3 protein-coding genes and 1 pseudogene are annotated in these 3229 nt (G+C 72.8%); 2 read left to right on the top strand and 2 right to left on the bottom strand.

Annotation, left to right across the window (positions count from 1 at the left end):
* Together ACR807_RS41465 and ACR807_RS41470 are read right to left on the bottom strand one after the other, a co-directional pair.
* Positions 1 to 394: pseudogene (locus tag ACR807_RS41465) on the bottom strand (cytochrome P450); the annotation flags it as partial.
* A gap of 125 nt (positions 395 to 519) precedes the next feature.
* Positions 520 to 1065 (bottom strand): TetR/AcrR family transcriptional regulator, encoded by a 546-nt coding sequence (locus tag ACR807_RS41470; protein WP_438927038.1) that lies wholly within the window; start codon positions 1063 to 1065, stop codon positions 520 to 522.
* 99 nt (positions 1066 to 1164) lie between these two features.
* Here ACR807_RS41470 and ACR807_RS41475 point away from each other — a divergent pair, with 99 nt between their 5' ends.
* Both ACR807_RS41475 and ACR807_RS41480 read left to right on the top strand, forming a co-directional pair.
* Positions 1165 to 1641 (top strand): MarR family winged helix-turn-helix transcriptional regulator, encoded by a 477-nt coding sequence (locus tag ACR807_RS41475; protein WP_438927039.1) that lies wholly within the window; start codon positions 1165 to 1167, stop codon positions 1639 to 1641.
* Positions 1638 to 3203 carry an MDR family MFS transporter gene (locus ACR807_RS41480; protein WP_438927040.1) on the top strand — a complete coding sequence of 522 codons (1566 nt, stop codon included), beginning with the start codon at positions 1638 to 1640 and terminating at the stop codon, positions 3201 to 3203. The genes ACR807_RS41475 and ACR807_RS41480 overlap by 4 nt, the downstream gene beginning before the upstream one ends.
* The last annotated feature ends 26 nt before the right edge of the window (positions 3204 to 3229 follow it).

Raw genomic sequence — 3229 nt, forward strand, 5'->3', positions numbered from 1 at the left:
GCATCCGCCGCACGGTGAACTGGCCGGTCAGCAGCCTGCGGTAGCGGGTGTGCTCGGGTGGGTCCGCGGTGATGAAGTTGCCCGCGCGCAGGCGCGGGTCGGTCATCCGGGCGCGCAGCGCCGGGGGCAGCTTGGCCAGCATCCGCTCGCTGCGGAACCGGTCGGAGCTCAGCCGCGGGTCGGCGAGCAGCGCGCGGGACTCCTCGTGGCCGGTCACCAGCCACGCCGGGTCGCCGTCGAGCATCGTGACCCGGTGCACCGGGCCCTCGCCGCTCAGCCGGACGAGGGCGTCCGGCGGGTCGAACGGCCCGCTCACGCGGTCGGTCAGCTCGCGCGGCAGGCGCAGGGCCGTGCGGGGGTTGCTCGGGCGTCGGTCCTGGGAAGCGGTGGTCATCGCCTGGTCCGTCCCCGGCCCGGCACGCGGCCGGGTCGTCGTTCGGCGTCGTCGTTCGGCGTCGTGGTCACCCACCGTACCAAGACGTGCACGACGTGCAATATTTTTGCCACGCGCCCGCGCGGTCAGGCGAGCGCTTCGGCCACCACGTCGGCCGGCGGCCGGTCCGGGTGCTCCAGCCAGTGCTGCGTGGCGGCGCGCAGGGCGGCCAGGAACGTCGCGGCGAGCACGCGGGCGCGCAGCACGTCGTCGTCGCCGGACCGGCGGAGCAGTTCCGCGACGAGGTCGCGCTCGACCACGGCGTAGGTCGCGACCTGGTGCGCGACCAGGCTCGGGTGCCCGCCCAGCTCGCGCCGCCTGGTCAGCCAGACCGGGTCGAAGCCCTCGCCGACGAGGTCCGCCGCCGCCCTGGCCAGGACCGCGCGCGGCGGGGCGGGCGCCTGGGCCCGGACCAGGTCCACCAGGTGGCGCAGACGGAGCAGGTCGCCGTAGAAGATCGCCTCCTCCTTGCCGGCGAAGTAGTTGGAGAACGTGCGCCGGGACACCGAGGCGGCGTCCGCGATCGCCTCGACCGTCACCCGGTCGGGGCCGTGCTCCAGCGCCAGCCGCAGCGCCGCCTCGTGCAGGGCCAGGCGCGTGGCCGACTTCTTGCGCTCCCGCAGACCGTCCATCACGACCGAGCCTACCGAAAGTGCCCACTGGGCAAACTTGCACAACGCGCAAGTTTGGTGAATACTTGTATGTGGCAAGCAATGCGGAGGGAGGCCGACGTGGACGTCGTCGTGCAGGAGCTGGAGGCCCGGCTGCGCGACCTGATGAAGGTCGTGCGCCTGGTCAAGCAGCTCGGCTCCGAGCGCCACCGGTCGGTCCCCAGCGGGCTGCTCGGCACCCTGACGCTCATCGCCCGGGCCGGTGGCCAGGGCGAGCCCACCGGGTGCCACGCGAAGGAGCTGGCGATCCGGGCGGGCCTCGACCCGTCCACGGTCAGCCGGGCGGTCGCCGCCCTCGTGGCCCACGGCCTGGTCGAGCGCAGGGCCGACCCCGCCGACGGCCGCGCCAGCATCCTCGTCGTCACCGACCGCGGCCGGGCCGCGCTCGACGAGGCCCGGAGCTGGTACGACGAGCTGTTCGGCCGCGCGCTTGCCGACTGGACCCCCGAAGAGGTCGAGGCGCTGACGTCCGCGCTCGGGCGCCTGACCACCAACGTCGAAGGAGCCTTGAGCTCCACCTGGGAGGCCGCGCGATGAGCGCACCCGCCACCACGAGCACCGGTACCGGTGCGATGAGCCACCGGCAGGTGATGGAAGCCCTCAGCGGCCTCCTGCTGGTGCTGTTCGTCGCGATGCTCAGCGGCACCGTCGTCTCGACGGCGCTGCCGCAGATCATCGGCGCGCTCGAAGGCTCGCAGACCCAGTACACCTGGGTCGTCACCGCGACGCTGCTCACCGCGACCGCCACCACCCCGATCTGGGGCAAGCTCGCTGACCTGTTCAACAAGAAGTCACTCGTGCAGGCCGCCATCGTCCTGTTCATCCTGGGCTCGATCGTGTCCGGCTTCGCGCAGAGCGCCGGCCAGCTCATCGCCGCCCGCGCGTTCCAGGGCATCGGCGTCGGCGGCCTCCAGGCCCTCGTGCAGGTCGTGATCGCGGCGATGATCCCGCCGCGCGAGCGTGGCCGGTACAACGGCTACCTCGGCGGCGTCATGGCGCTGGCCACCGTCGGCGGCCCGCTGCTGGGCGGCCTCATCGTGGACACGTCGTGGCTCGGCTGGCGCTGGTGCTTCTTCATCGGCGTGCCCGTCGCGGTGATCGCCCTGTTCGTGCTCCAGGCCACCCTGAAGGTGCAGACGGCCCGGCGCGAGAACGTGAAGATCGACTACCTGGGCGCGGCCCTGATCGCGGCCGGCGTGAGCGTGCTGCTCGTCTGGATCTCGTTCGTCGACTCCTCGTTCGCCTGGCTGTCGTGGGAGACCTTCGCCATGGTCGGCGGGTCGGTCGTGCTGCTGGGCGCGGCCGTGGCCGTCGAGGCGCGGGCCGCGGAGCCGGTCGTGCCGCTCGGGATCGTCAAGCAGCGCACCACGGCGCTGGCCATCCTGGGCAGCCTCGCGGTCGGCATGGCGATGTTCGGCGGCGCGGTGTTCCTCGGCCAGTACTTCCAGATCGGCCGCGGCTACACGCCCACCGAGGCGGGCCTGCTGACCATCCCGATGATGGCGGGCGTGCTCGGCTCCTCGATCATCGCCGGCCGGCTCATCACCAAGACCGGCAACGTCAAGCCCTACATCGTGACGGGCGCGGTCGCGCTGGTCCTCGGGTTCCTGGCGCTCGGCCAGATCGACCACGAGACCTCGCTGGTGCTGGTGGGCGGCGCGATGCTGCTGGTCGGCATCGGGGTCGGCATGACCATGCAGAACCTCGTGCTCGCGGTGCAGAACACCGTGCCGCTCAAGGACATCGGCGCGGCCAGCTCGACCGTCGCGTTCTTCCGCTCGCTCGGCGGCACGATCGGCGTGTCCGTCCTGGGCGCCGTGCTGGCGCGCCGGGTCGAGGAGGCCATCACCCGCGACCTGACCGCGGCGGGCATCCCGGCCGCCGGTGGTGGCGGCGGCAGCCTCAACATCGCCGCCCTGCCGGACGCCGTGCAGCACATCGTGCGCGCCGCCTACGGCGACGCCACCGGGCACATCTTCCTCATCTCGGCGGCCATCGGCGTCGTGGGCGTCGTCGCGGCCCTGCTGCTCAAGCCCGTGAAGCTGCGCAGCAGCCTCGACATCGCCGAGGTGAAGCAGGAGGCCGCGCCCGTCGCGTGACCCCGCCCTACCCGGCTCCACGGCAC

This window comes from Saccharothrix sabaoui (genome assembly GCF_051756985.1).
Lineage (GTDB): Bacteria > Actinomycetota > Actinomycetes > Mycobacteriales > Pseudonocardiaceae > Actinosynnema.

Bases quoted from the DNA above. Each gene is read 5' to 3' on its own strand.
- ACR807_RS41470 (WP_438927038.1), bottom strand. From the start codon at position 1,065: ATGGACGGTCTGCGGGAGCGCAAGAAGTCGGCCACGCGCCTGGCCCTG.
- ACR807_RS41480 (WP_438927040.1), top strand. From the start codon at position 1,638: ATGAGCGCACCCGCCACCACGAGCACCGGTACCGGTGCGATGAGCCAC.